This is a genomic window from Bacillus sp. FSL K6-0138, from assembly GCF_037982765.1.
GTDB lineage: Bacteria > Bacillota > Bacilli > Bacillales > Bacillaceae > Bacillus > Bacillus glycinifermentans.
Genome location: NZ_CP150286.1, coordinates 3198847 through 3224933 on the forward strand (window position 1 = coordinate 3198847; position 26087 = coordinate 3224933).

The 26087-nt window shown below is 46.4% G+C and carries 30 protein-coding genes and 5 pseudogenes; 10 read left to right on the forward strand and 25 right to left on the reverse strand.

All coding sequences use genetic code 11. From position 1 onward, the window contains the following. Positions 1-397: 397 nt before the first annotated feature. The 9 genes and pseudogenes from MHB78_RS16920 to MHB78_RS16960 form a co-directional block, all read right to left on the reverse strand. Positions 398-904: pseudogene (locus MHB78_RS16920) on the reverse strand (sigma-70 family RNA polymerase sigma factor). A gap of 114 nt (positions 905-1018) precedes the next feature. Then, positions 1019-1228 carry an XtrA/YqaO family protein gene (locus MHB78_RS16925; protein ID WP_046131141.1) on the reverse strand — a complete coding sequence of 70 codons (210 nt, stop codon included), beginning with the start codon at positions 1226-1228 and terminating at the stop codon, positions 1019-1021. After that, entirely contained in the window at positions 1219-1554 is a 336-nt protein-coding gene (locus tag MHB78_RS16930) for a hypothetical protein (protein WP_046131142.1), read from the reverse strand. The genes MHB78_RS16925 and MHB78_RS16930 overlap by 10 nt, the downstream gene beginning before the upstream one ends. Positions 1555-1654: 100 nt before the next feature. Continuing rightward, a complete protein-coding gene (locus MHB78_RS16935; RefSeq protein WP_164918147.1) occupies positions 1655-1828 on the reverse strand; it encodes a hypothetical protein in 174 nt (57 codons plus the stop codon). Next, positions 1828-2628, reverse strand: coding sequence for an ATP-binding protein (locus tag MHB78_RS16940; RefSeq protein WP_046131143.1), 801 nt, complete (start codon positions 2626-2628; stop codon positions 1828-1830). The genes MHB78_RS16935 and MHB78_RS16940 overlap by 1 nt, the downstream gene beginning before the upstream one ends. Further along, positions 2528-3367: a phage portal protein gene (locus MHB78_RS16945; RefSeq protein ID WP_046131144.1), complete on the reverse strand. Its 840-nt coding sequence runs from the start codon at positions 3365-3367 to the stop codon at positions 2528-2530. Before MHB78_RS16945 ends, MHB78_RS16940 begins: the two co-directional genes overlap by 101 nt. Continuing rightward, positions 3364-3534, reverse strand: a complete 171-nt coding sequence (locus MHB78_RS16950; RefSeq protein ID WP_099047026.1) for a hypothetical protein — start codon at positions 3532-3534, stop codon at positions 3364-3366. Before MHB78_RS16950 ends, MHB78_RS16945 begins: the two co-directional genes overlap by 4 nt. Beyond that, positions 3531-3674, reverse strand: a complete 144-nt coding sequence (locus tag MHB78_RS16955) for a hypothetical protein (RefSeq protein WP_164918146.1) — start codon at positions 3672-3674, stop codon at positions 3531-3533. Before MHB78_RS16955 ends, MHB78_RS16950 begins: the two co-directional genes overlap by 4 nt. Before the next feature lie 16 nt (positions 3675-3690). Then, positions 3691-3929: pseudogene (locus MHB78_RS16960) on the reverse strand (helix-turn-helix transcriptional regulator). A 174-nt stretch (positions 3930-4103) separates the two neighbouring features. On the opposite strand from MHB78_RS16960, the gene xre reads away from it, so the two are divergent. Together xre and MHB78_RS16970 are read left to right on the forward strand one after the other, a co-directional pair. Then, a complete protein-coding gene (gene xre, locus MHB78_RS16965) occupies positions 4104-4457 on the forward strand; it encodes an HTH-type transcriptional regulator Xre (RefSeq protein WP_046131145.1) in 354 nt (117 codons plus the stop codon). Positions 4458-4626: 169 nt separating this feature from the next. Then, entirely contained in the window at positions 4627-5289 is a 663-nt protein-coding gene (locus MHB78_RS16970; protein WP_052948528.1) for an ImmA/IrrE family metallo-endopeptidase, read from the forward strand. Positions 5290-5291: 2 nt separating this feature from the next. Here MHB78_RS16970 and MHB78_RS16975 read toward each other — a convergent pair whose 3' ends face one another. Further along, positions 5292-5921, reverse strand: coding sequence for a poly-gamma-glutamate hydrolase family protein (locus MHB78_RS16975; RefSeq protein WP_046131146.1), 630 nt, complete (start codon positions 5919-5921; stop codon positions 5292-5294). 131 nt (positions 5922-6052) lie between these two features. Between MHB78_RS16975 and MHB78_RS16980 the strand changes: the two genes are divergently transcribed. The 3 genes from MHB78_RS16980 to MHB78_RS16990 all read left to right on the forward strand — a co-directional run bounded on the left by MHB78_RS16980 (position 6053) and on the right by MHB78_RS16990 (position 8580). Then, a complete protein-coding gene (locus tag MHB78_RS16980; RefSeq protein ID WP_046131147.1) occupies positions 6053-6466 on the forward strand; it encodes a YrvL family regulatory protein in 414 nt (137 codons plus the stop codon). A gap of 109 nt (positions 6467-6575) precedes the next feature. Continuing rightward, positions 6576-7157 (forward strand): TetR/AcrR family transcriptional regulator, encoded by a 582-nt coding sequence (locus MHB78_RS16985; protein ID WP_046131148.1) that lies wholly within the window; start codon positions 6576-6578, stop codon positions 7155-7157. Between the two features lies 1 nt (position 7158). Beyond that, on the forward strand, positions 7159-8580 hold the full coding sequence (locus MHB78_RS16990; protein ID WP_046131149.1) for an MDR family MFS transporter: 1422 nt from the start codon (positions 7159-7161) through the stop codon (positions 8578-8580). A gap of 36 nt (positions 8581-8616) precedes the next feature. On the opposite strand, the pseudogene MHB78_RS16995 reads toward MHB78_RS16990, so the two are convergent. From MHB78_RS16995 to MHB78_RS17010, 4 genes and pseudogenes are all read right to left on the reverse strand, one after another. Further along, positions 8617-8814 (reverse strand): annotated as a pseudogene (locus MHB78_RS16995) (peptidase G2 autoproteolytic cleavage domain-containing protein); the annotation flags it as partial. After that, positions 8742-8984 carry a peptidase G2 autoproteolytic cleavage domain-containing protein gene (locus MHB78_RS17000; RefSeq protein WP_046131150.1) on the reverse strand — a complete coding sequence of 81 codons (243 nt, stop codon included), beginning with the start codon at positions 8982-8984 and terminating at the stop codon, positions 8742-8744. The gene MHB78_RS17000 and the pseudogene MHB78_RS16995, both read right to left, overlap by 73 nt. Before the next feature lie 40 nt (positions 8985-9024). Beyond that, positions 9025-9219 (reverse strand): peptidase G2 autoproteolytic cleavage domain-containing protein, encoded by a 195-nt coding sequence (locus MHB78_RS17005; RefSeq protein ID WP_301207906.1) that lies wholly within the window; start codon positions 9217-9219, stop codon positions 9025-9027. Positions 9220-9322: 103 nt separating this feature from the next. Further along, positions 9323-10093: a 3D domain-containing protein gene (locus tag MHB78_RS17010; RefSeq protein WP_046131151.1), complete on the reverse strand. Its 771-nt coding sequence runs from the start codon at positions 10091-10093 to the stop codon at positions 9323-9325. A gap of 385 nt (positions 10094-10478) precedes the next feature. On the opposite strand from MHB78_RS17010, the gene MHB78_RS17015 reads away from it, so the two are divergent. Next, positions 10479-11024, forward strand: coding sequence for an IseA DL-endopeptidase inhibitor family protein (locus MHB78_RS17015; protein WP_046131152.1), 546 nt, complete (start codon positions 10479-10481; stop codon positions 11022-11024). Between the two features lie 44 nt (positions 11025-11068). Here the strand turns inward: MHB78_RS17015 and MHB78_RS17020 are convergent, their stop codons facing one another. Together MHB78_RS17020 and MHB78_RS17025 are read right to left on the reverse strand one after the other, a co-directional pair. Beyond that, the gene (locus MHB78_RS17020) at positions 11069-11446 is read right to left on the reverse strand and encodes a VOC family protein (protein ID WP_046131153.1); all 378 of its coding nucleotides are present in this window, start codon (positions 11444-11446) and stop codon (positions 11069-11071) included. A 64-nt stretch (positions 11447-11510) separates the two neighbouring features. Next, positions 11511-12389 (reverse strand): DMT family transporter, encoded by an 879-nt coding sequence (locus tag MHB78_RS17025; protein WP_046131154.1) that lies wholly within the window; start codon positions 12387-12389, stop codon positions 11511-11513. 101 nt (positions 12390-12490) lie between these two features. On the opposite strand from MHB78_RS17025, the gene MHB78_RS17030 reads away from it, so the two are divergent. Continuing rightward, positions 12491-13366 (forward strand): LysR family transcriptional regulator, encoded by an 876-nt coding sequence (locus MHB78_RS17030; protein ID WP_046131155.1) that lies wholly within the window; start codon positions 12491-12493, stop codon positions 13364-13366. A 57-nt stretch (positions 13367-13423) separates the two neighbouring features. On the opposite strand, the gene cysI is transcribed toward MHB78_RS17030, so the two are convergent. Then, positions 13424-15142 (reverse strand): assimilatory sulfite reductase (NADPH) hemoprotein subunit, encoded by a 1719-nt coding sequence (gene cysI, locus MHB78_RS17035; protein ID WP_046131156.1) that lies wholly within the window; start codon positions 15140-15142, stop codon positions 13424-13426. 26 nt (positions 15143-15168) lie between these two features. Further along, complete coding sequence (locus tag MHB78_RS17040; protein ID WP_046131157.1) at positions 15169-16995, reverse strand: assimilatory sulfite reductase (NADPH) flavoprotein subunit; 1827 nt, start codon at positions 16993-16995, stop codon at positions 15169-15171. A gap of 239 nt (positions 16996-17234) precedes the next feature. On the opposite strand from MHB78_RS17040, the gene MHB78_RS17045 reads away from it, so the two are divergent. The 3 genes from MHB78_RS17045 to MHB78_RS17055 all read left to right on the forward strand — a co-directional run bounded on the left by MHB78_RS17045 (position 17235) and on the right by MHB78_RS17055 (position 20622). Continuing rightward, positions 17235-18122 (forward strand): LysR family transcriptional regulator, encoded by an 888-nt coding sequence (locus tag MHB78_RS17045; RefSeq protein ID WP_046131158.1) that lies wholly within the window; start codon positions 17235-17237, stop codon positions 18120-18122. A gap of 440 nt (positions 18123-18562) precedes the next feature. Beyond that, a complete protein-coding gene (locus MHB78_RS17050; protein ID WP_046131159.1) occupies positions 18563-18775 on the forward strand; it encodes a hypothetical protein in 213 nt (70 codons plus the stop codon). Between the two features lie 227 nt (positions 18776-19002). After that, entirely contained in the window at positions 19003-20622 is a 1620-nt protein-coding gene (locus MHB78_RS17055) for an APC family permease (protein WP_046131320.1), read from the forward strand. A 57-nt stretch (positions 20623-20679) separates the two neighbouring features. On the opposite strand, the gene MHB78_RS17060 is transcribed toward MHB78_RS17055, so the two are convergent. From MHB78_RS17060 to MHB78_RS17090, 7 genes and pseudogenes are all read right to left on the reverse strand, one after another. Beyond that, a complete protein-coding gene (locus MHB78_RS17060) occupies positions 20680-21846 on the reverse strand; it encodes a Gfo/Idh/MocA family oxidoreductase (protein ID WP_046131160.1) in 1167 nt (388 codons plus the stop codon). A gap of 25 nt (positions 21847-21871) precedes the next feature. Continuing rightward, the gene (locus MHB78_RS17065) at positions 21872-22789 is read right to left on the reverse strand and encodes a TIM barrel protein (protein ID WP_231947480.1); all 918 of its coding nucleotides are present in this window, start codon (positions 22787-22789) and stop codon (positions 21872-21874) included. 138 nt (positions 22790-22927) lie between these two features. After that, positions 22928-23596, reverse strand: a complete 669-nt coding sequence (locus tag MHB78_RS17070) for an AraC family transcriptional regulator (RefSeq protein ID WP_052948529.1) — start codon at positions 23594-23596, stop codon at positions 22928-22930. Further along, positions 23593-23799: a hypothetical protein gene (locus tag MHB78_RS17075; RefSeq protein WP_052948530.1), complete on the reverse strand. Its 207-nt coding sequence runs from the start codon at positions 23797-23799 to the stop codon at positions 23593-23595. The genes MHB78_RS17070 and MHB78_RS17075 overlap by 4 nt, the downstream gene beginning before the upstream one ends. 269 nt (positions 23800-24068) lie before the next feature. After that, positions 24069-24398, reverse strand: a pseudogene (locus tag MHB78_RS17080) (HIT domain-containing protein). Between the two features lie 76 nt (positions 24399-24474). Then, positions 24475-24882 (reverse strand): hypothetical protein, encoded by a 408-nt coding sequence (locus MHB78_RS17085; protein WP_046131162.1) that lies wholly within the window; start codon positions 24880-24882, stop codon positions 24475-24477. A gap of 393 nt (positions 24883-25275) precedes the next feature. Then, a pseudogene (locus MHB78_RS17090) lies at positions 25276-26056 on the reverse strand (alpha/beta hydrolase). Positions 26057-26087: the final 31 nt, after the last annotated feature.

Genomic DNA, 26087 nt, shown 5'->3' on the forward strand with positions numbered 1-26087 from the left:
CACAGTACTTGGGTGCAGACTGGTGAATATTCACTTTTTGGTGGTGACTTGGGGTCGGTATTGAACATTTTACAAAACAGCGTCTGACGCTTATTTCAGCCCTTCTTACTGAATAGAGCTTGTCCCACCGGCGGCCGCGATTTTTCCTGCGTGACCTTTTTGTTGGAACCCCCGAGTTCATGGCTGATGGCCGAATTGAAATATTTCATTCATATTGTCGACAGAACCTGAATACCTCACCTCTTTCGTGTCCTTCGTTCTTGGTACCGCAGGATGCCGCCCCTCTATCAATTCGTCTTTTTCCAATCACTAGTTTGTTTTTCGTCGAAGCTGATTGGCACGATTTACTCACTTCACCTATAGGTGGCAAACGTATGACAAAAGGATGATCATTTTTTCACGCCGGACAATCGGCAGAATGTTTGACCTGTTTTTTCATTTTCGTTTGTGCACGCTTCACGTTTGTCTGTACGGTTGATTTTTTGATGCCGAGCATAGCTGCAATCCGTTCATAGGAAAAGCGTTCAACCTTATGCAATATAAAAATTTCTTTTTCCCGGGCTGTCAGGACGGATAGAGCCGCTTCGATCCGGGCTTTGTCGGCTACCGACACCTCATGGTCCGGCTCAAAACGGTTCGTTCCTTCAGTAAACGTGTCGATGATTCGCGGATCTTTGATCAGCATCCGCTTGTAAGAATCCCGTCTGTCGATGGCCCGCCTGATTCCCGGTTCTCTACCGTTTTCAAGCCAGTCGACGACATATTCTAAATCTGTGATCATGCTTCTGAGCAGCTTTTTATCTTTCAGCTGCTCCGCCGTGAGTCCCTCTTCGTCCTGAAGAGGCCGGTATAATGTTCTTGTCGCTTTTAATGTCCTTTTCTATTCAAAAAGCAAATCTTCCATTTTTGTTATCCTCCGTTTTTTGAAATAAAAAAGGACACCAATCAGCTGCACACGCTTCCTGTGCATTCTGATCAGTGTCCGCAGGCTTTCCGTCTTGGACGTATTATGTGTTAACTAAAACTTATAGCCGATTTCAAACTCGACTCTTGCAAGGTCGCCTTTTCTCGTTTCGATCACGGTTTTTCCGTGTTCAGGCGCCTCTGTCTGCCATGCCGCCCCTTTTACGCCGTCAAGCACGATCACCGTCACTTTCCCTTCTTCAATCCGGCTACCGACGGTTGTTTCATGAATCGCTTTTAATGGTGTCGGCTGTTTCAATTGCATTCCTCCTCTTCATGTGCTTCCGCTTTTGAGATCACCTTTTGTAAAACGTGCGCCAATTTGCTTTCTATTGAGTCTGAGCGGGCCCTTTCGTTGAAATAGGCGAGTGCCAGTTTTGCCGCGATCAACAGTTCCGGCGCAGCGGCGATTAATTGAGCATTTTTCTTTTGTGAAAAAGCTGTATAATCGCCGACTGTTGCGATTAATCTCCCGTTTGAATATGGAAACCGTTTTTTCTCGGCTTCACTGTATGCGGAATAAATATAGACATCCTTATCCGTTTTGACGACGCGCCATGGCAATGGGCTGTACGCCGAAGATTTTTCCACGCGTTTCCTTCCTCACTTTCCGTCTTCTTCATGCCATCTTCTGATTTGCACGTCTCTTTTAGCAGACGTCAGCACGATCAGAATCAAGGCTTTCAAACATTCAAACACCTTGCTTCACCCTTGTTTTCATTTTTGCTATCAGCGTTTCGAGCTTTTTGATCGATTCGGTTAAATCGCCGCTTTGCGATATGCTGCAATGCGGGCAAGACCTATAAGACACTCCCCAGCCGATGTCCTGATGAACGGAATTCCGCCCTTTGCACAATCGGCACATCAGACCATTCCCTCCAGTCTATGATTGATTTCAAAAGAGTTCCCTTTCAGGACGACGAGAAAGTCCCGGCACATTTCAAGGAGCCTCGTTCCAAGCGCTTCGTCAATGCGGACGATCTCTTCGGCGTCAAGCTCGCTTGAAAGCAGGATCGGTTTGTGGTTCAAATACCGGTAATTCACGATCGAATACGTTTGCTCAATCTGCCATTCGGTTGCCCTCGGCTTTCCGCCTGCAGGCTTAAACAGATCATCGAGAAACAGAACCTCGATCTGCTTCATCCGGTTGAGCTTATCTTCAAGCAAAGCAAAATCCCGTTTTAAATCATTAAATCCCTCGACAAAGGGAAAATAAAGGACAGGAACGTGAAGTCTCCGCATCAGATCGTTGGCTGCCGCCGTAAGCAGATGCGTTTTTCCTGATCCCGGGCTCCCTAAAAGGGCAATGCTGTTTCTGCGGCTCCCGTGAACATCCGGATAGGCTTGGACGTATTCAAGGGCGCATTCGCACGCGTCTTTTACAGACTGGTGCTTGCCCGCTGTCTGGAAGTTTTCAAAGCTAAGTTTTTTAAATTCCTCCGTAATCTCGCTCGATTTTAAAAGCCTTTGCGCTCTCCGCCATTCCCGGCAGGCGCAGGTTACCCATACTTCCATGTCCCCGCGCCGTTCGATAAATCCGAGTTCATCTTTGCATCTTGGGCAGTCAAACGTGCTTGCGGCGGATTCGTCCGGTTTGTCCGCCTGTGATAGACGGCTCCTGTTTTTCAGCTCTTTCAAAACGTCGTCGATCGTTCGCCTTGCCAATGTTATCCCTCCTTGCTTCCGCATTCGTTTCCATAGCTGTGATGCGGTCCATGATGTATTTCTCGCAATAACCGAAGACCTTGATCGTCTCCTGCCTGCTTCTTCGCCGGCTTTCGTACTCGCTGAAGCACCGTTCAAGCCATTTGATTGTTTGCGGCAGCGGCACGCCGCGGGCGACAATCCGGGCGATGGCCTGATAATCCTTCGGCGAAGGATGGACAAGGCGTCCTTCCTGGGCCGACCTGAGGGCGGCAAACCGTTCAGCTATCGTCTCAACTGGGTCTGATGCATTATTTGTGCCGATCTGTGTCATATCTTTATTTAAGCGGACGGGTCTGTCCGAACTGGCAGGCTCATTTGTCCGTTCTTCCGCTTCTGAACGGACATGTCCGGCCCTTCGCTGATGAAGAAATTTTTTCGAATGTTTGACGGACAGAATGAAGCCGTAAGGCGCTCTCCTTACCGATATGTAGCCATTTTTCTCAAGAAGGGAAAGCCATCTTCTGACCGTTCTTTCGTTCACGCCGAAAACGAGCCCGAGCTCTGCCGCTTTCAGCGGCTTATGTCCGAGAACGATTCCCCATGTCACTCCATCCCGTTCAACCTCCCGCGTCGTTGAGCTGATGCACCATAAAAACAGCCAAACCGCATGTCCGATCTTTTCAAAATGTCCCGGAGTCAAAAGGCCCGAATAAATCGAAAATGGATAGCTCCCTTCACTGCTATGATGCCCGGTCATTTGGCTTCCTCCTGTCGTTTAAGCTTGAGATACCGCTCATATTGTCCTTTATTTTCGAATTGAAATACGGGCATTCCCTCTTTCGTAAATGCGATGGAGCCTCCCGCTTCACCGAGCCTCCATTGATCGAACCGATCCCCGCTGTATGGAATCAAGATCCTCTTCATCCGGTCTCCCTCCTTCCGTCAGGGCCTCCTGAAATAAAAACGCTTGTCCAAAATGGTCCTTTCGGATATGCTTTTCGCACTGACTCTTTCAGATAGCCGTATGCCCGTATCTCGGTAATCATTGGATGTTCGATGTTCATCCCTGGCGCCTCCCTCTTAGATCGATTTATTAATGATACGAATTTTATTAAAACCTATCTGAAAAAGATCAGGAAACAGCTCCCGCTCTGATACGGAATAGAGCGTTTCAAACTTCAGCATCGTGTTCCTGCCGGGATTGCGCGCGCACCCTTTTCGATTTTGCGGACGTAAACTTCGGAAATGTTCAGCCGTTCGGCAACCTGCTTCTGCGTCAATCCCCGCTTGGAGCGCTCTTCGATTAAACATTTCCGCACATGCTTCACCCCCTGTTGTGTGATACAATTCGTATCTGTATGAATACGATTATAAATGATACACTTCTTATCATCAATACTTTTTTGATACTTTTTTTATCATATGTTTATTTCGATACATTTTGTATCTATAATAAAAGCATAATGCCGAATTGAGGGAAGAGAGGTCATTGTATGTTAGGCGGCAGACTGAAACATTTGAGAGGCAAACGGACACAGGAAGAAGTGGCGAAACAGATCGGCGTTTCAAGGGCGCGCTATTCCCATTATGAAAACGGAAGAAGCGAGCCGGACTATGAAACCTTGAAAAAACTGGCTGATTACTATAAAGTGACAATAGACTATTTATTGACCGGAGCGGAGCATGACCGCTCTCTTAAAGACACGTTTGACGATCCAGATCTTCAAATCGCTTACCGGGACATGAAAGAGTTTTCTCCTGAAAGCAGGCAGCAGGCGATCGAGTTTATCCAATATTTGAAGGAAAAAGAGAAGAAGCGGAAGCCCGGGGAAAAACAAAACGGATAAATGAGGAATTTCCATCAAAAAATAACTGATGAGTGCGATAAAATAACAAAAAAGGAAGGATTTGCCGAAATGGGTGCTCATCGTTTATATTTTTGTATAAGCGTACAGAGCCCTCAGTGGGCTTTTCTTTGCCGAAAAACAGAACACTTGTTCGAAAGGGTGTCTCGTATTGAAATTTTATTTGTCACATCTAGAAGAATACATAAAAAATATGTATCTAAAGTTTGGTTTTACGGAGCCTTATCACATTGATATGAGCCGCATCGCCTCATACCTTAATATTTGGGTGCACTATGAAGACGTGAACAGCATGATGATCAAGCATGACGGCATGTACAGCATCATACTCAACAGCAGGCTCTCCAAAGAAAAGCAGTGGGAAGACTTTGCCCACGAGCTGTGCCACGTATTAAAGCATGCCGGAAATCAGTTGAACATGAACAAACTGTTCAGAGAGCTGCAGGAATTTCAAGCGAATCAATTCATGTATCACTTTTGCGTTCCGACTTTCATGCTTCTGAAACTGGATTTTCCCGAGCTTCGCTGCCACGCGGCAAACATGATCGCCGAGCTCTTTAATGTAACGGAAGAGTTTGCCGCCAAACGAGTCGAACTATTTGAAAAAAGGCAGATCGGTATCCAGTTTAACCAAGCATGGACGGCCAGCCTTCGTAAAGCAGATCCTTCTGAAGACCGGACCATTGACCTTCATGATGAGGAAGACGAATTCACGCGCTATCGAAAAAGCGCCCGACGCCCTTACCCTTTTGGAAAAAACGCAAAAACGTGCATCGCCGCCGAAAAGCGGTCACCGTATCTGCTGAAAAACTAAGCTCAGCCATAGGCAGCCGCGGCCCCTTCTTTGACTGCTTTTATATATTGATGGAAAACGCCGTTTTGTGAACCGTCTCTTCCCTTTAAGCTGAAGCGGCCGAACATCGCCTTCCGCTGGGCTGTGCTGATTTCAAACTGCACGCTCAGCCCTGTTTTGCACCGGTTGTTGATGCTTTCCGGGGATGTTCCCGAAAAACGGGCGCCTCTTTCCTGCAATTCCGCTGAAAAGCCGTGCCTTCTCAGCGCATTGACGAAGATCGCCGCGCGTTTTCGGTCCGTCCCCCCGACTAATGTATGGCAATGTGACGGGTCAAAATAGCCGTGAAAAGCCAGCACGTATTGATGATCCGCAGCCATCTTGACGGCAAGCGGATCATCAAAGCAGGCGCTTGTCACATGCAGATCCTTGTTCCCGCGCGGTTTGATTCCCTCAAACAAATATACGGAAGCGCGATCAGCAAAAGCCCGTACAATTTCGCTGATTCCAGGCTCAATGCCGCCGCCGTGAGGAGACATCACAAGCAGGCCTTTCCCCGCAGTGCGTGCAAAAACACTGTAATCAACCCCTTCGGTTTCATTTTGTGACAATTCCTTGAAATTTGCGTATCGATCAGCGGAAGCCCTGTTCATTTCTTTGTTTTTCCCTTTCCTGATTGCCTTTTTTCATGTAGTTTATCGGGAGTTTTGATGATTGTAAATTACATTTTCTAATTTTTTTGTTATGATCAGAAGTATACTGTCAGATTAGGAATGAATGCCAAATGATGAAAAATATACTCGGGAACATGCTTGTCGTTACGCTCATCTTTCTTCTGATCATATTTGCCCTTGCGCTACTCGTCGGCACCTGTTTTTTCGGAGTGACCGGCTTTTTCGCGATTTTCGGCGTTACCTATGATTCGCCGGGCTCCCTGCTGCTGTTTATTCTTTTAAGCTTTGTGATCGGTTTTATTTTTGAAATTCCCGAAAAAATTCTCGCCCTGCTGATCGGGCATAAATTCATAACATTTGCAATCGAATGCTTCTTTACCTGGCTCGCGATTCACATTGCCGATGAGATGATGGACAGCATCACGATCCCTCTTGATGTTGAAATCATAGCCTGTATGTTTTTATTCGTGATCCAGCAGGCGTTTGAAGACATTGACGAAAAGAACAAGGCGGAAAATATCTGAAAAAAATAGTCCATTGCAATCATTTCAAAATAGGGCCTTTAGAAAAGGCTCTTTTTTTCGCTATAATTTATATAGACCGATCAGTATAAAATGAAAGGTGATAAAACGGATGAAGGAAAAAACAAGCAGCCGGGACAACATCTTACGCACGGCTTCGCGATTATTCCGCAAGCAAGGCTACCATGCGACAGGCTTAAATCAAATCACGGCAGAAAGCGGCGCTCCCAGAGGCTCGCTTTATTACTACTTCCCCGGAGGCAAAGAAGAGCTTGCAGCAGAAGCCATCAAAATGACCGGTGAAGCGGTTAAAGCATTTATCAGGTCTGCGATCAGCCGATCACCGGATCCTGCAGAAGCGTTTCAAGCCTATCTTCAGACGATGGCCGACGGGTTTGAGGAATACATCATGGAGGATTACGAGGACATTCCGATCGTCTCTTTCGCTTCAGAAACATGGTCATTCAGCGAAACGCTCAGACAAGCGTGTGATCAAGTTTACGAAGACTGGCGGCTTGTTTACGAAGAAAAGCTCATACGGTCCGGCTTTCAGAAAGAAAAAGCCAAAACGCTGAGCATCGCGATACAAGCCATGATAGAAGGCGCTTATGTGCTGTCCGTCACGAAAAAAAGCGGGCTGCCGTTAAGCGCCGCCGCCGAACACATTCAAACGATAATCAAGGAGGGGAAATGAAATGGAGCATACCAATAGAAGCACATTTATGATCATCGCCATTTTAATCGTGGGCAATTTCCTCGCTTTGATAAATGAAACGGTAATGAATGTTGCATTGCCGAAGATGATCGAAGACTTTAACGTATCAGCAAATACGGCACAGTGGATGTCAACAGGATACATGCTGATGATCGGAATCGCCGTGCCGGTTACTGCCTTTTTCATGCAGCGCTTTACGACAAGACAGCTGTTTCTTACAGCGATGAGCTTATTTACAGCGGGAACCCTTTTGGCAGGCATTGCCCCCGTCTTTCCCCTCGTCCTCACAGGGCGGATTATTCAAGGTTCGGGGACGGGACTTATTTTACCGCTGGTGATGAATGTCATCCTGACACTCGTTCCGCCGCAGAAGCGCGGAACGATGACGGGGATGATGACGCTTGTGATTTTATTTGCGCCTGCTATCGGTCCAGTCATTTCAGGCTTCATCGTCGAACATTATTCATGGCGGGTCGTCTTTTTCATGATGCTGCCCGTTGCGCTTTTCATGATCATTTATGCGGCATTCCGCTTAGAAAATGTGACCGAACAGACCAACCCGAAAATTGATATTCTATCGATCATGTTGTCTACCATCGGATTCGGTGGAATCGTATTTGGCTTCAGCAACGCGGGAGAAGCCGGCTGGAACAGCCCGAAGGTCGTCATCGGACTGGCGGCGGGGATCATCGGATTAGTCTTATTTGTACGCCGGCAGCTCACATTAAAAGAGCCGATGCTCGATATGCGGCCATTCCGGTCCAAGGTGTTTTCAACGACAGTCGTCCTCGTGTGGCTCATCATGATGCTGCAATTTTCGATGATGCTGATTTTGCCGCTCTACTTCCAAATGGCGCTCGACCTTTCGCCTTTGTCTACCGGCTTGCTGATGCTGCCTGGCGGACTGGTCCTTGCTTTGACTTCTCTTGTTGCAGGACGCCTTTTTGATAAGCTCGGCTTCAGGCCGCTTCTTCTCGCCGGTTTAATCATTGTCATCTGCGTTCTCCTGCTGTTTACAAAGATCTCAAGCGGCACATCGATGGCTGCCGCCATGATGCTGTACGCGGGCTTTACGCTCGGCGTCGGTTTCACGATGGCCCCTGTCATGACGCTCGGATTAAACCAGGTGCCCAAGCCCTTGTACCCGCATGGTTCAGCGATTATGAATACGGTCAACCAAGTATCAGGCGCGATCGGCCCGGCTTTATACACGACAATCTTGACAACCGTTTCAAACCGGTTTATCCGGCAATCTGCGATTACAAGCGAAAAAGATTTGCAAATGCAGGGGATGACAGCGGGCGTTCATACGGCTTATTTTGTCGCGATAGGGTTCGCCGTTGTCGCACTGGCGCTCTCTTTTCTGATCAAGGCCAAAAATAAAGAGGTGCAGCATATGTAAAAAAAGCAGTCCGGGATCAAGCCGGACTGCTTTTTTTCAGCGAATAAATACGAGGGCAATTCCATATCCGCGCTGAGCATCATATTCCGACGTAATCCTCATGGCCTGCCAGCGCTGTTCCGGCTGATCTGCTTTCGTTGCGATTCCCGAGTCTGCTACAATCAAATCGTCTGCCTTGACTGTTTCGCCACATCTGATATACACCTGTCCGGCAAGGCCGACCACATTCCATTCATCGCGATCGTTTCTTGACTCGTATTCTTGGTCAGGGCGGTAATCCGGATTTTCTTTAGGGCCATGACCTTTTCGCCGTCAGGGCCTGCTTGCAGTTCATACACATATCCGCCAAACTCATTCTTGACGTAGCGGCCTGACCAGTGAAGGCTTGCTTCCCCGAGGACCACACCGGCGGTTTCCGAGATGACGCCGAAGAGATTGTCGCCTTTATCTTATCGCCTTCAAGTGCGACAATCGTTCCAGCCGGAATCTTTTTCCCGTCGGGCTTTCGAGATACTCGGCGTAGCCTGTAAAGGTTTGGGGACCGGTTATGCTTCCAGAGGCTTTGATCATGCCGTTTCTGGCGTGCAATTCAATCTTTCTGCTCGCCGTAGAAGGAGAACTGCCCACAACCCATTCCATTGCTACCGAATTGGAGTTCGAGAGAAGAAATCGCTTTCATTTATAGGTGGCAAACGTATGACATATAAAAAAGACACGGAATACAAATCCGTGCCTTTCTATATCAATCTAATATTTTCACTTTAACCGTTCTAACGCCCCAATCGAGCGCGTCTGCTTTATTTGGAATAAATACGTCGATTTTATGCCCGGTAATGGCGCTTCCGGTGTCTTCAGCGGTCGCTTCGCCGTAGCCTTCAACATACACTTTGGAACCTAGCGGTATCACGTCCGGGTCAACCGCGATTACTTTGGCATCCCGGTTGGCATTCAGATCGACTCCTGTTTTCGTAATGCCTGAAATGCCGCCGTCGTTTGCCGTATATGCTGTTGCTGTAACGGTGATTTCTTTTGCAGCCGATTCTGGCTTGCTGCTTGAGACTGCTTTCTGTTTTGCAGGCGCCTCAGGCTGTTCGCTTCGGACGGCTGCTTGTTTAACAGGTGCTTTCAGACCCGTCCCACCTCCGGTTACCGCCAGCGTTTTCCCGGCAAAAATCAAGTCCGATTTGAGGTTGTTCCACTTTTGAAGATCGTTCACAGAAACACCGAACTCTCGAGCGATTTTTGATAATGTATCTCCCGCTTTGATGGTGTACTGCTTTTGATCTGAGTTTTCTTCTTGAGAAGAAATGTTCAGCTTTTGACCAGGCAAAATAATGTCTGTGGAAAGCTGATTCCATTTTTTCAAGTCCTTTAGGTTCATCCCGTATTCGCGGGAAATCCCCCAGAGCGTGTCCCCTTTTTCAACACTAATCTCTTTTGCTGAGGCGCTTGCTCCGAATGCAGTCGCTGACATAGCTGCGGCTGCAGCCAAGGACATTATTGTCTTCTTCATAAGTTAAAATCCTCCCTTGTTAGCTCTTTTGAAACTAACAGGGAAAATCGTAACACAGCAAAATGTCATCCCCGTGACAGATCGGTGTGAATTCAGTTACAGTTTGTTTACTGATATAGTTGGATTTTATAAAAAATTTTAAATTTTTAAAAAATCGATCAAACTGTTTATATTTAAAGGGAATGGGGTATTGGTATTGTGGACAGACCCTACCGCCGATGTTTGCCGAAGTCTCATTTTATATCATTTATCAAGGAGAAAAAAAGATTTTTTCAGCAAAACAGCGGACGGAAAAATTTTCTTCGAAAACATATTGTAATCTAACCGTAATTATTGTAACATTTGTAACATAAGAGATATTATTTTTCTTAAGGAGAGAGTTACATTGAAAAAATTTATCGTTTTTGCCTTGACTGCCTTCTTGATTCTGCCGATCCATACGACAATTGCCGCGAAACATACATCAGGTGACTTAACGAAACAACAGGTTTTGACGATGACATTACAGGCACGCGAACATTTTTGGAATACAATGACCGGCCACAATCCGAAAGCAAAACACTCGACATGCGTAACGAAAACGTTTGAATATCAAAATTTGCCTTATGTTTACATGTGCAGTGAATTCGGCACGAAAGCAAAATTGACGAATTACTTGACCCCCGTTTTCACAAAAGATGCGATCACGACCGGATTAAAAAAATACAATATCATCAGTTATAAAGGAAAAATGGCCGTTCCGGTCGGCGACGGGGACAACCTGTTAGATTGGAAGAAAGCAACATTCAAACTGATCTCCAAAAAAGGCAATGCCCGCACGTATGAATTTACCGTGCCTGCCAAGGACGGATCGCCTTCTGCAAAAAGAAAAATCACATTCGTAAAGGAAAACAACAAGTGGAAAATCAATCAGCTGGATGCCGCCATCTAAACAAAAAAGCTAATGTCTAAAAAAGACATTAGCTTTTTTCACCGTTATACCGTCAGTTCAACAAGGTTGCCGTCCGGATCCTGAATGACGCTTTCATAATAGCCGTCTCCGGTCAACCGGGGCTCTCCGGCGATACGGACGCCTTCCTCTTTTAACCGGCGGGTCGTTTCATCTACCTTTTCACGTGAACCCAGAGAGAACGCCATATGCGCATAGCCTTCTTTTTCCCCGCTTCCGTCTGCGACATCCGGCCGCCTCATCAGCTCAAGCCGGGTTCCTGATTCAAACTGTATAAAATATGATTCAAACTGCTTTTTCGGATTGACGTATTTTTCGTTTGCCGTGCCGTTGAAAACCCGCGTATAAAAATCTTTCATTTCCTCTAAGTTATTCGTCCAAATTGCAATATGTTCAATTTTCATTTTTCATCCCCCCATTTGATATTACCATATCTTTCTTAGAGGGAGATGTATCGACATAGAAAATTCATGCTTTGTTTTGGGCAAATTTGAACGTATTCATGAAGATCCCGCAGCATATCAAGACTGCTCCGATCATGATCTGGATCGTAATCTGCTCATGCAACTCCAGCCACCCAAACAAGAGTCCGAGCACGGGGACGAACATTAAAGCCATGGATGCCTTAGACGCTTCGATTTGATTGAGCACCCAAAACCAAACGACAAATGTAAAAGCGGTCGAAAACAAACCATTAAATAATAATGACAGAACAGCGCTGCTTGACCACTCGATTGCATGAGCAGGTTCCAATATAAAGGAACAGGCGAGCAGCATGACAGCTCCCATCATGAGATGCCAGGCATTCATATGAATGATATCAATATCCTTGAATCGCAGTTTGCTGAAAACATTCGCGATCCCCCAGCTGAGCGCCGCCGTAAGGACGCAAAGCTCCCCTATGATCGCACCGTGGCCGGCATTGAAACTGTCTTTGCCGAATATGAATAAAAGCCCGATGAAACCGCATATCAAGCCGAGCGTTTTATAAACGTTCATTTTCTCGTTTAATGTAAAATGGCTGATCACGGTAACAAAAATCGGCATGGTATACACCAAAACAGACGTTTTTCCCGAATCGACGAATTGCATGCCGTACGTTAAGATCCCCATATATCCGAGACCCATTAGCAGACTCATGATGATATAGTTTTTTAGATGCGCTTTTCCGATCGAGAGTTTTTTCCTTCTGATGAAGAGAATGAAAAATAAAGGAACCGCTCCGATGAACAGCCGCAAAGCTGAAAACAGCAACGGGGGAATGTCGTGGATCGCCAGTTTCATTGTCACCCATGTATAGCCCCAAATGAGCGTAACCGAAACGATTCCAAGTATGACCTTGATCATAAAATCCAGCCGCCTTTCTTGTAAAATGTTGTGCTCGTTTTTATGATATGCTACCTTTACATATAACTGAAATACATATTAATTATCGGGGGTATAACCAATTGGTTATGAATATGAATCACCTGCACATATTTGTGAAGGTCGCAGAAAAACTGAATATTACAGAAGCCGCCAAAGAATTGTTCATCTCACAGCCGGCAGTAAGCAAAGCGATTAAAAATCTGGAGAACGCGCTGCATGTCCGATTATTTATTAGGGATAAACAGAATGGCTTAATCCTGACTGATGTCGGAAAGGAAATACTGCTGCTGGCAAGGCAAATGAAAGCAATCGAAAGCAAAATGCAGCAAGTGGCCGACCGGGAAAACAAACTGTTAAGCGGGAAGGTGAAGATCGGTTCGTTCCCTGCCGTCTCGACGAATCTTTTGCCGCAGGCCATCGCGGCATTTAGAGCGCAATACCCGCTCGTTCACATCGAAATAACCGAAGGGACGTCAGAGCAGATCAAAGGATGGGTAGAGGATCGAACGGTTGATTTCGGGATCGTCACATCCCCGTTTGAACCGTTTGACCGTCAAGTATTGTTCGGCGATTACATGGTAGCCGTCATCCCTGAGGAGCATGCAGGCTTAAAGGACGCTGCACTCGTCGACCTTAAAGCGTACCGGGACGATATAATATTTTGCAAAGGCGGCCATGAAATCGCCGTATCGCAAACGCTAGAGCAGCACGGAATCGAATTAAGGGAAACCTTGACGGTCCAAAACGCAGAAACATTGATGAATATGGTCAAACATCAATTAGGAATCGGCATCATTTCAAACTTTACGCTTTCGTCTGTATCACATGAGCTGGTCAAAAAGGATATCTTTCCCCGAATCACCCGCGAGATCGGCATTATTGCGCACTCATTCGATGAAATCTCCCCGGCGGCGCATGAGTTTATCAAGGTCTTGAGCCAATGTACAGTCCGATAAAGCCTGTGTCATACCCGAAAAAAACCGCTTCGGCCAATAAGCCAAGGCGGTTTTTCATCAATCGTGAAAATTCGTGCCGTCTGTCGTTTCTTTAACGATGCCCGCGCGGATGACGAAGTCGCCGAAACGCTCGCCTTCCTCGCGCTCTTTTGCATAGCGCGGAAGAATCGTGCGAAGTTCGTTTAAAATCTCTTCCTCGCCGATGTTTTCCCGGTACATTTTGCTCAGGCGGCTGCCGTCAAACGCGGCGCCGAGATACATGTTGTACTTGCCGGGCGCTTTGCCGACAAACCCGATTTCGCCGAGCGCGTGCCGGGCGCAGCCGTTCGGACAGCCGGTCATCCGGATCGTGATCTCTTCATTGCGAAGTCCGTTTTCTTCGATAATCTCATCGATCTTGTCAATCAAAACAGGCAAATAGCGTTCCGATTCTGCCATAGCCAGTCCGCACGTCGGCAGCGCGACGCACGCGATCGAGCTGCGGCGTAGCGCCGTATAATGCTTGCCGTCTGTCAAGCCGTACTGCTCGATCAGCTCGCTGATTTTTTTCTTTTTCTGGCTTGAGACATTGGCGATGATCAAGTTTTGATTCGCAGTCAGCCGGAATTCGCCTGTATGGACTTTGGCGATTTCGCGCAGGCCGGTCATCAGCTTGTAGTCATCGTAGTCTGTGACGCGTCCGCCTTCGATAAACAGCGTTAAATGCCATTTTCCTTTTACGCCTTTCACCCAGCCGAAGCGGTCGCCGTTACGATCAAATTGAAACGGTTTTGCTTCAGCGAGACTCCAGCCGAGGCGGCTTTCAAGCTCGTTTTTGACCGTTTCAAGCCCGAGGCGGTCAACCGTGTACTTGAAGCGGGCGTTTTTGCGGACGGAGCGGTTGCCGTAGTCGCGCTGAATCGTAATCGTTTTTTCGGCTACATCATAGATTTGTTCCGGTTTGCAAAAGCCGATGACTTTGGCAAGCTGCGGATATGTCGCTTTGTCCCCGTGCGTCATGCCCATTCCGCCGCCGATCGCCACGTTGAAGCCGATAAGCTTGCCGTCTTCGACGATCGCGATAAAACCGAGATCCTGCGAAAACACGTCGATATCGTTTGACGGCGGAACGGCAATTCCGATTTTGAATTTCCGGGGCAAATAAAGCGGTCCGTACATTGGTTCGACTTCTTCCGCTTCCGGCGTTCCGGCGACCTTTTCCTCATCAAGCCAAATTTCATGATATGCTCGCGTCTTAGGAAGCAGGTCATCGCTCAATTTTTTCGACCATTCATAGACTTCGGCATGAACGTCAGACTGATACGGATTTGAAGCGCACATCACATTGCGGTTGACATCGCCGCATGCCGCGATCGTATCCAACAATACCGAATTGATTTTCTGAATCGTTTTTTTCATATTCCATTTTAAAATGCCGTGCATTTGAAAGGTTTCCCTCGTCGTCAGCTTCAGTGTGCCGTTACCGTACTGGCGGGCAAGCTCATCCATGACAAGCCATTGTTCAGGCGTGGCCACTCCGCCCGGCATGCGCACGCGAAGCATGAACTGATACGCGGGCTCAAGCTTCTGCTTTTGGCGCTCATTGCGAAGGTCGCGGTCATCTTGCAAATAGCTGCCGTGATGCTTCATCAGACGGTTATCGTCATCGGAAATTCCGGCTGAGATCTTCTCCAGCATCGACTCCTTCAAGGTGCCGCGCAAATAGTCGCTTTCCCTTTTGATGCGTTCAACATCGCTTGGCGGGCCTTCAGGCGCTTTTAATATTTGATTCCCCATGTTGGAAAAACCCCTTTCAGTCAAAATCAGTATACATCGCGCAAATAGCGTTTTTGCTGCTTCATCTCGGCTAAGTAAGCTTCCGCTTCTTCACGGCTCATGCCGCCTTCTTTTTCGATAATGTCCAGCAAAGCGTTTTGAACGTCATGCGCCATGTTTTTCTTATCGCCGCAAACGTAGAATACCGCCCCTTCTTGAAGCCACTCAAACAGTTCTTTGCTGTGCTCAAGCATCCGGTGCTGTACATACACTTTTTCTTCCGTATCGCGGGAAAATGCGACATCCATTTTTGTCAGCACGCCGTCTTTCAGCCATTTTTGCCATTCCGTCTGATAGAGGAAATCTGTAACGAAATGCTGGTCGCCGAAGAACATCCATGACTTCCCTTTTGCCCCGGTTTCTTCGCGCTCCTGCATAAACGAGCGGAACGGCGCGACACCTGTGCCGGGTCCGACCATGATAATCGGCGCATCAGGATTTTCCGGAAGCTTGAAGTGTTTGTTCGGCTGGATGAATACCGGCAGCGTATCCCCCGGCTGAAGGCGTTCGGCGCACAAAACGGAGCATACCCCTTTCCTGTCCCTCCCGTGTGCATGATAGCGGACGGCGCCGATCGTCAAATGCACTTCGTCAGGGTTCGCTTGAAAGCTGCTCGCGATTGAGTAAAGACGCGGAGGCATTTTCCGGAGAATCGAAACGAACTCCTGCGCTGATGCGCTGAACGGCCCGAAATCTCTCACAAAATCAAGCAAATCGCGCCCTTGTAGATACTCTTTTAATTGTGCTTCGTTTCCCGGCGACGTGAGTTCTTGCAGCTTTTCATTCTCAGAAAATCCAGCAGCCTGCTGAAGAAACTTTTTCGTTAAAACAGTGATTTCAAAGTGCGAAGTCAACGCTTCTTTAAGCGGGAGGCGCTCCCCTTGTTTATCAACGGTGACGACTTCCTCAGGATTCCATTTGAGCTCCTTCAACACAAGCTCAACAAGCTCCGGGTCATTTTCCGGATAAATGCCGAGCGCATCACCCGGCTCATATGTGAGGCCTGATCCTTCAAGCGATAGTTCGAGATGGCGCGTTTCTTTGTTTGAACCGCGTCCATTAAGATTGATATTTTCCAGCACTTCTGCCCGAAACGGGTTTTTTCTCGAATAGACCGTTTCAGCGGCTTGAGGAGCTGCAGCCTGGCTTTGTACCGGGCTTCCGCTTTGTCCCCCGGCTTCACTCAGACCGCCGAGAACGCCTTCAAGCCAGGCGGACGCAGGTTCGTCAAAGTCAACATCACAGTCAACGCGCGGATAAAGCCTTTTCCCGCCGAGTTCTTCAAGGCGCTGATCGAAATCTTTTCCCGTCTTGCAGAAAAACTCGTACGAAGTGTCTCCGAGGGCCAATACGGAAAAACGGAGATCATCAAGCTTTGGCGCCCGTCTGCCATGGAGAAACTCATGGAAGGACAGCGCGTTATCCGGCGGATCCCCTTCACCGTGCGTACTGACGACGATCAGCAGGTTTTTGATCTTTTTCAGCTGATTCGCCTTAAAGTCGCTCATGGATGAAACGGTTACTTCGAAGCCGTGCTCCTTTAGTTTTTTGCCGGCATTTTCTGCAAGTCCGTGGGCATTTCCTGTCTGTGATCCGTAAAGAATGGTCACTTCTTTTGAAACAGACTGCACCGGTTGAGCCGCCGGAGCTTCCGCCGTCGGCGCCTCCAGCGCGGCCGCTGCCTCAAAGGACTGGGACGCCGCCAGATAACCGCTCAGCCAGGCTTTCTGCGATTCTGTCAATGTCGGCAGAAGACGGTTGAGGAGCTCTGCCTGCTCCTGATTAAACGGACTGTTCATTACCTGAAGTTGCAACGATATCCACCTCGCTATGGAATAAAAAAATAACAAGCACCACTATTCCCATCAATCAAATCGGTTTTAATGACGCAAAAATGTTCAACGCGTATCTTCGTATGACTCGTAACCTGCGGTCTGATGAACATTTCCTAAAAAAGATTCTAATTTAAAGTTTACTGGAATACGCGGCATTAGTAAAATATATATTAATTATTGCAGCTATTAATATTTTTAATAGATAAGGTGGGATTCTTTTGCATTATGATGCGCTAAAGACATTTGTCACCCTTGCCGAAGTGAAAAACTTTACAAAAACTGCCGAAATTCTGCTTATGTCGCAGCCAAGCGTGAGCATGCACATTAAAAACCTTGAGAAAGAATTCCAGACAAAGCTGTTTGAACGCTCACCGAAATTGTTAAAGATCACCCCTACAGGTGAAATTCTATACGACCGGGCAAAACAAATGATCACGATATATGAACAGACAAAACAGGACATTCTCGACCATCACAATTCCATTAAAGGCGAGTTGAAAATCGGGGCTAGCTTTACGATCGGCGAGTATATTCTGCCCGCTTTGCTGTTTGACCTCCAAAACGACTATCCGGAGCTTGAACTTCAAGTCGTCATCGGCAATACGGAAGAAATCGTGCAATCCGTCCGTCTGTATAAGGTTGACATCGGTTTAATTGAAGGGCAGACAAACGAAAAAGATCTTTCCGTCCATGCTTTCATGCAGGACGAACTGTACATCGCCGCTTCAAGCGATCATCCGCTCGCAAAAAAACAGGAAGTGACGATGGCCGATCTTCAGAATCAGACATGGGTAACGAGGGAAGTCGGATCAGGAACCCGCGAATACCTTAATCACGTCATTCGGTCAAACGGTTTAAAAGTGAAGTCGTTTCTTATGATCAGCAGCAATCAAGGCATAAAAGAAACCTTGATGACGGGCATCGGGCTTTCCCTGCTGTCTAGGAGCGTCATCGACAGAGACGTCCAGCACGGAAACCTTTCCTTAATCAAGCTGAAAAACCAAACGTTTAACAGAACCCTTTCCTATATTTATTCCCCCATTATGCAGGATAAGAAAAACGTGAAGACGTTTATCAATGCGCTGGACAAATCTGCTCAATTTTAATGAAAAAAGTGAAATATTTAAAAACAATACTATAAAAAGCTGTGCTAACTGAAAAAACAGAGAATAATTAAGAGTATTTTGTTATCGAGCTCTAAAAAGGAAGAAAGCACCCGATTCATTCGGGTGCTTTGCTTAAGTAATGTCCTTACCGTACATTTACGCTGTGTTTACAAACCAAAACCTTCAGCTATGGAAGGGAAAATTTTATATCGTATTAAAAATACTGTAAGTTTCACATTGTCCAAGTTGATGGTTGTATGTTCCGATTGCCTCAAACCGCTTTGGTGATTCAGCTATGATTTTTTTTGCCTCAAGATAATGGATCATTTGCACAAAACCAGTCCCTGCCAAAGCAAAGTTCCCCCCGAAATTTCGCCATTACATTACTCCTTTCTCACATTTTATTTCAAGAAATACTTTCATATAGAGGTGGGAAACGCATGACAAAACTTAAATTCAGAAGGCTATGGATCCCGCCTTATCAAGCGCAGGATAAAAGGAAGCGTGCAAAAGGAGAAACACCATCAATGCAATCAAAAATGGCTAAAGAAACGTTCCCGCCCTGCTGTCTGAGCCCGGTCCATCTTTCCGCTCAAATAGCACCATCGCCTGACATGCAAATCTTTATCGATCCGACTATTTCCCCGTTTTAAGGACGGCATCTGCCAAATATCTATATTCCAAAATTCCGATCGATTTTAAGATATATTGATATACTAAAATTCCCCTCAAATCGCTTCCCTTCAGTTATTTTTCGGGCTTCGAAATGATCATGTTTCTTCATCCAAAAAAAAAGATATTGACAAGGCAGAAGATTTCGAAAGATAATAATGAAAATGAATGTTATATTTTATTACACGACATGAAGGGTGACATCAATATGAATTTACAACGAAAGATGGGAACGTTTTCACTTATGATGGTCGGTCTTGGTTCAATGATCGGCTCAGGCTGGCTGTTCGGAGCGTGGAGAGCCGCGCAGATCGCAGGTCCGGCCGCTATATTTTCGTGGATTATCGGAATGATTGTCATATTGTTTATCGCACTGTCTTACAGTGAGCTTGGTGCGATGTTTCCGGAAGCGGGAGGAATGGTGAAATATACGCAATATTCCCACGGTTCATTTGTCGGATTCATTTCTGCGTGGGCGAACTGGATCGCGATTGTATCCGTTATTCCGGTAGAGGCTGTCGCTTCTGTTCAATATATGAGCTCCTGGCCTTGGGAATGGGCAAAATGGACAAGCCGTTTGGTCGATAAAGGACAGCTGACGATTGAAGGGCTGGCCATTGCTTCTGTTTTACTCATCATCTACTTTTTATTAAATTATTGGACGGTCAGCCTGTTTTCCAAGGCTAACACGTTTATTACCGTCTTTAAAATCGTGATTCCGGGTCTTACGATTGGCGCTCTTTTATTTGCCGGTTTTCACAGCGGCAATTTCACTGCCGGCGAAAGCATGGCGCCAAACGGATGGGCAAGTGTGCTGACTGCCGTGGCAACGTCAGGTATCGTGTTTGCATTTAACGGATTTCAAAGCCCGGTTAACATGGCGGGCGAGGCGAAAACCCCCGGGCGTTCGATTCCGATTGCCGTGATCGGATCTATTTTGGTCGCCACCGTGATCTATGTGCTGCTGCAAGTCGCATTTATCGGATCTGTTAACCCTTCGATGATTGTAAACGGATGGAGCCATTTGAATTTCAACTCTCCATTTGCAGATTTGGCAATCGCTTTAAATATTAACTGGCTCGTCTTGGTTCTGTATGCAGACGCTTTTGTTTCCCCGTCGGGAACAGGCATCACATATACGGCGACAACATCGCGGATGATTTACGGAATGGAAAAGAACAAATACCTGCCTAGCATATTGGGCAAACTTCATCCGATCTATGGCGTACCGCGCCAGGCGATGATTTTCAACCTGATTGTATCGTTTATCTTCCTGTTTTTATTTAGAGGCTGGGGTACCTTAGCAGAAGTCATCTCAGTTGCAACATTGATTTCTTATGTTACAGGTCCTGTGACCGTCATGACGTTGAGACGGACTGGACACGATTTACACAGACCGCTGCGCCTGAAAGGATTAAGCATAATCGCGCCGCTTGGATTTATTTTCGCGTCGCTTGTCTTGTACTGGGCGCGCTGGCCGCTGACAGGACAAGTTTTATTCATTATCCTGATCGGTCTGCCCGTTTATTTCTACTATCAGGCAAAAGCAAGCTGGAAAGGCTTTGGCAAGCATTTCAAAGCCGGCATGTGGATGGCTTTCTACCTGTTGGCGATGATGCTCATTTCCTTCTTGGGCAGCGACAAATTCGGCGGCTTAAATGTGGTTCATTACGGCTGGGACATGCTGTTGATCGCCGTTGTTTCCTTAGGTTTTTACACTTGGGCGGTTAAGAGCGGATTCAGAACCGAGTATTTGGAAGATGCCAAAAAAATGAATCAAGAACTCCAGGAATCGCAAGCGGAAGCCGCTGCATCCAAAGAAATGTAACGAAAAAACCTTACGATCGGCAGGTCGTAAGGTTTTTTGTTTCCTTCGCGCCTTTTCTCATTGGTATTCAACCCACACAGCGCCGTTATCTGCAGATCGTACACAGTTCTCAACCCACCTGACGCCTTCTACTCCCGCCTCAATTCCCGGGTACCAAAGGTCTTCGCGCCAATCTCTGCGCTCGGCCGCAGCGATGGCTTTGGCAAACCGGGTGTACAAATTTGACCACGCTTCGAACAAGCCCTCAGGATGGCCTCCTCCTATCCGGTCGTCTGCCAGCGCTTCCGGATAAAGATAATTCATGCCGCGGTCTAATATCATGGCCGGTTTACCCTGAACTTCATACCTTAGCTGATTCGGATGTTCATCCCACCATTCGATGCTGGCTTTTGAACCTATAACCCGAATCTTCTGCCCGTGCATAGAACCGGCATTCACGCAAAAAGACCACACCGTCCCGATAGCACCGTTTTCATATTCCATGATGGTATATGCATTGTCCTCGAGCGGCGCCCGGCTTTTTACAAAGCTTTGGCGTGTACACATCAGTTTTTTTATTTTGAAGTTTGGCAGCATAACCTTTGATAAATATAGCGGATGTGTTCCCAAATCCCCCAAAACATAGCTCGGACCCGCCATTTTCGGATCAACGCGCCATTTCGTACTAGCATTTGCCGCTTCTACGGGTGCGGAATGGAAACCGTGTGCAAATTGCATGTTTACGATGCGAATGTCACCTAATTCTCCGTTTTCAATCATCTGGCGGGCTTGTTCAATCATCTGGTGTCCTGCGTATCCATATGTAATGCCGACCACCAGCTGTTTGTTTTTCGCGAGCTTTTCCAGTTCGATTGCTTCCTTCACCGTAAAGCCCAGCGGCTTCTCACATATAACATGCAGGCCTGCATAAAGAGCCGCTTTCGTCATTTCATAATGCGTGCCATTTGGCGTTGCGATTGAAACAGCCTGAATACCGTCTTCCCGTTTTGCTTCCTTTTCAAACATTTCCTTGTAGCCGGCATAGCACCTCTCAGGTTCAACGTGCAAATTGACGCCAAAGTCTTTTCCGCGATTTGGATTGATATCGAAGGCGCCGGCCACCAATTCAAAATTATGGTCGCGAAGCGCAGATGAACGGTGAATGTAGCCGATTTGGCTTCCGCGTCCCCCGCCTATCATCGCCCAGCGTATCGGCTGCTCAACATTTTTTTCACCTTGAATCATCTTTCATTCCTCCTTTTGCCGTCATCTAAAAACCGATATTCTTTACATAGTCAATGCTTTGTTTTACATCAAGTAAACTCGAAGCGCAGGTTCTCGGGTCGCGCTCCTGCTCAATCGTGATATATCCGCGATAATTGATTTCTTTCAATAAAGAATAAATCGAGCCGTAATCGATGATTCCCTTACCGATTGGACACATCACTCCATTTGCGCAGGCGTCAAAGAAGCGGATTCGTTTGCCCATCATCTGTTGATACATATCGGGATCAATATCTTTAAAATGAAGATAATCAAGCCGGTCTGCACAGTCTCTTAGCCACTGGGCCGGGTCCATTTTCGAATAGTACAGGTGCCCGGTATCAAGGCAGAGCCCTGCCGTTTCATACGGGATGTCCTTCAGCAATTTCTTAATCTCGTCTTCAAATTCGATATAACCGCCGGCGTGCGGGTGGATGACCGGCCGCACCCTATAGCGGTTCCACGCCCGTTCTGAAAGAGCAGCGATATGCCGCATCATCTTGCTCCAATCCTTTTCAGACAGCCTTTTGGCTTGATCGGGATGCCCTGCGTGATAATCCCTTTCCTCATGCCCCCAATCGATGATGACCAAATACGGAGGCGGAAACGGGATTTCGTCTTTCAGCGGCGAACGCGGCAGCTTCGTAATTAATGAACAAATATCGTCGACCTGATGCAATAGCTTTTCTACGTTGCTCTCTGATACGAGATCATCAAAAATGGTTCCCGCAATGATGGTCAAATCGTGTTTAGATAGCTCTGCTTGAACCCTCTTGACATCCATTGGCACATATCCATACGGTCCTAATTCAATCCCGTCGAATCCCGCTTGTGATGCCTCTGAGAGAACCTGTTCCCACGGCGGCAGAAAAGGGTTCTTCGGATCGTCGACACCCCAGCAGCACGGGGCTCCGGAAATTTTCATACTCACTTGAAACACCTCCAAAACCGATACTTTTATTTTAAGCCCGGCTTAAGTGAAACGCTTTCATATTCTTGTTTTATTTAAGCAGCTTTTTCTGCTATTTCGACCGAAAATGTTCACGATCTTGTTTGACGGACTTTAGTTTTTGGAAGACTTGTTTTTCGTCCAGTGCTGGCGGTATTTTTTCGGAGATATGCCAACGATTTTAGAAAAAAGGGTCGTAAAGTAGCTCATATTATCATAGCCAACCGTGCCGGCAATCTTTGTCACGCTGTCATTTGTGTTAATAAGCAGCGACTGCGCTTCCCCGATTCGGCGTCGGATAATATATTGAATGGGCGAAAAGCCGGTGGATTTCTTAAAAGCATGAACCAAATAATATGAGCTGATGTGGAATTTTTGCGACAGCAATTGCAGCGTGATATCCTCGGAATAATGCTCATCAATATAGGCTTTAATTACGTTTGTCAATTCTGATTCTTCTGATTTTGATAGTGCTGCGTTTTCCTTTGGAATCTGCAAAATGATCGCAATCAATGCGCAAAGAAGGTAGCTGCAAATCTCCTCTGCACCGGGTTTTTCTTCAGAGATTTGCAAATACATCATCTCCAGCAATGATTCAATATCCGATCTATGCTCCCCGCTGTGCAGCACGCATGAATGTTCGCCGGAAACCAAATGATTTCTCGGCAAGCCGGGCACTTTCACATTCGTAATGCCGCAGCAAAAAACGCTCATATCCGCTTCAGATTCAGCGTATTCATCGTGAAGAACACCGTTATTATATATTAAAATATCACCTTTCATAATACGGTATTACGGCCGTCAATGATATGCGTGCCATTCCCCTCTTTTATAAAAATGATTTCTATCACATCATCGTGCATGTGCATCGTTCGGGGTAATCTTGTATGGGTATCGCCAACATTGCAAATATAGAGCAATTGAGGAATCAAACCGTGATCAAAGCTTTGATTCAAATGTCGTTTCACAAAATATTGAGTCAACATTTATCCCCCCTGTAGGAAACTTTCAGTGCAGACGATATCATTTTTCATGTGCGACTCTCACTCATGGATCCGGACCGATGGGAGGCGATGGCCCGTTAATCTTCATGCCGTTCGCCATCGGTATGCCCCGCAATAAAAAACAGAGGAAAAAATCCTCTGTAATAGCTTGTTAAATAAAGAAAAACCGGTTCCGGCCGATTGTATAACTTTTTTCCATCCGTGCGGGCTAAGTGTGCAGCGCGTACAACCACGCGCCAAATAGCGTATTTTTATCTCAAAGGTTTTCCTGAAACGATATGCCAATGAAGATGTTTTGAATCCTGGTAGGCGCCCAAATTTGTGATCACTCTGCAAGCACCGTTTTCTTCCGTCACCATTTGAGCCACTTTTTTAATAACATCCAGTAATTCGAGTAATAATTCTTGATCCTCTTCTTCCAACGTGATCTAAGAAGGGATATGCTTCTTAGGGATGGCCACAATATGAACAGGATAAAAAGGTCTTGTATGATAATAGGCTAGTACATTCTCGGTTTCCATCACTTTATTGACCTTTGTTTTCCCGCTCAGCACTTCATCACAATAAAAATCTTCAGTCATGATAAACCTCCTATAACCTGACTATATGTAATCATTCATCTAAAACGAGAGGGTGTATTCTCTTCACTCTTATACATCAATGATGGTGGCTGTGGCTCGTTTTTCGGAATTTATGAGTATGGCTGCCGGTTGTGCTTTTTTCCTTTTTTATATCCGACTTTTTCACCCACCATTTTGTTCCTTTATAAGCGCCGTCCAGTATTTCCAGCAAAGCCATGTCCTCTTTATTGATGAGCTTCACGGTTTTTACCCGTTGATACCTCGGGATTGATTTTATGGTGACGCCATCTTCGTTAAATACAGTAAATCTCCCTTTTTTCTTGGCTTCCTTCCAATTTTCAATCGTGTCAGCACCGTAAATCGATGTGCCGAGTTTCAGTTCATCTCCTTTTTTCATCCCCTCTTCGAGAAAGCCGGCGATGATTCCTCCTATGATACATAAGAAAATAGATCCATACAGTAATCGTTTGTAAAACTTTTTCATATCTTTTCCTCGATTTTTACTTCATTTTGGAGTGAGAATGATTCTGTCTTCCCCTCCCTTTGCATCCAGTCATTCCTCTTCAAAAACCGCCGCTGCTTTCAATGATTCTATGAATCGCCCCCTCTTTCGGAAGCAGGCCTTTTTGTCATCATTTCGATGCAGCTGTCATCAATTCGCGTCGTTCACCATTTGTGACCGGTTCATCCAAACGTTTTGTCATGAATTCGTTCAAGCTATGAATATGCGTTTGTAAAATAGACTAATGCTGATCTGCTATTCATTCGTACGAATGCCGATTTTTCAGCAAAGCAAAAACGGCTTTGTTTTCTTTTTTAGATGTCGTTGATATTATCCTACAAATTGCCTCAAACGTTAAAGACTTTCTTTAATCATCTAAGCAAACTGCGTCAAGATCCGGTTGAATTTTTCCCGCTCTTCCCAGAAAGGCCCGTGGCCGCTGTATTGAAACGGAACGAGCTCTGAATTCCTTATGTTTTGATGCAGCTCGCAGGCTTGTGCAAACGGAATGACTTTGTCATGAACGCCGTGAATGATTAAAGTAGGAACAGATATTTTCGGCAAATCGGCATACAGCTTCTCATCCCTCAGCATAACGATGACAGCTTTGGTCGACCATCCCGCTGCCTGTAAGCCGAGATGAAAAAACCAGTCTGAGAATGGTTGTGTGATATATTGAAAAAAAAAACGTTTCCGTTACTTCTCGCATCATCTTCGGTCGGTCATTTAGCGCTGTGTTAAGCAAATGGTCAGCATTCTCTTTCGTAAAGCCTACAGGAGCTGCAGCGTCGATCAGGACGAGTTTTGAAACGCCGTGGCCTTTGTGCCGGGACATATACCTGATCGCGATAGATCCCCCTGTAGAATGGCCGGCAAGTATGAAGCTGTCTAACTGAAGGGCATCAACCACAATGCGGATGTCATCAGCCAAGCGGTTGTAACGGTAGCCGTCCATCGGCTTATCCGAATGTCCGAACCCCCTCCAGTCAATGCCTATGCAGCGGTATCCTTGTGCCGGCAGAACGTTAAACTGATACTCAAATTGCTTATGGCTTAACGGCCAGCCATGCAAAAAAACGACCGCTTCGCTGCTTTCAGGATTTATATCCTCCACATATAAATGAACCCCTGATTCGACTTCAACAAAATAGCCCACGCCATTCCCCTCCATAAAACGTCTTTTCACA